Raw genomic sequence first — 1,048 nt, forward strand, 5'->3', positions numbered from 1 at the left:
GGCAGATTCAGACAGTCGAAGCATTTACCTCTACGAGTTCGGCGAATATCTCGGAGGGCTTCTTCCAATTATGGATCTTACGGGGCCGGTCATTGATTTCGGAAGCCACCATCGCTAAATATTTCGGATCCGACGTGATCGGAACGCCTTTCGGGAAGTATTCGCGCAGGATACGGTTCGCGTTCTCGTTGCTGCCGCGCTGCCACGGCGAGTGCGGGCGGGCGAAGTACACCGGCAACCCGGCGGCGGTGATCCGCGCGTGTCCGGCCATCTCGGAGCCGCAGTCCCAGGTCAGCGACCGGGCGATCTGCGGCGGGAGGTTCCCGGCGGCGGCGATCACCGCGTCGCCCACGGTCAACGCGTCACGGCCGGACAGCGGGACCAGGACCAGCATCCGTGAGGTCCGCTCGACCAGCGTTGCGACCGCGGACTTGCCGCCCTTACCGATCACGAGGTCGCCCTCCCAATGTCCCGGGACCTGCCGGTCCTCGACCTCGGCGGGACGTTCGTCGAGGTAGCGGGGCTCGCGGATGCGGGGCGCCGGGGCCGGGCGCGGCCCGGAGCGGCGGTCGGTGCGGCCGGTACGCAGCCGCAGCAACTCCCGGGCCAGGGTGGACACCGGTTGGGCGTAGAGCCACTGGTAGATCGCTTCGTGGGACACCCGTACAGCCTGATCGTCGCGGTAGTCGTACGGCAACCGGCCTGCGATCGACGCCGGCGACCAACCACCCTTCAGCTGCTCCTTGACCACGGCCTGCAGCCGTGGCGAGCGGTCGACCGCGTATGCCTTCGGCCGCTGCCGGCCCGCCGCTGCCGAGTCGTCAGCAGCCACCGCCCGGTACTCGGCCCGACCGCCGTGCCGGGCTACGTCCCGGGAGACCACCGACGGATTCCGGCTGATCAGCCGGGCAATCTCCTGGTATTCCAGACCCTCGGCCAAACCACGGGATATCTCTTCACGATCGACCAAGGTCAACATGTTGCGCACAGCGGGAATCCTGTCCCACCGACCCGCCAAGATCAAATGCTACGACCGGCTGAACTCGCC

General features: G+C 67.2%; 1 protein-coding gene. It reads right to left on the bottom strand.

The window, feature by feature from the left end:
• Positions 1-7: 7 nt before the first annotated feature.
• Positions 8-970: an IS30 family transposase gene (locus tag AB0M88_RS53335; RefSeq protein WP_364116364.1), complete on the bottom strand. Its 963-nt coding sequence runs from the start codon at positions 968-970 to the stop codon at positions 8-10.
• Positions 971-1,048: the final 78 nt, after the last annotated feature.

Origin of the sequence: Actinoplanes sp. NPDC051411, from assembly GCF_040682075.1 — a bacterium.
Classification (GTDB): Bacteria; Actinomycetota; Actinomycetes; order Mycobacteriales; family Micromonosporaceae; genus Actinoplanes.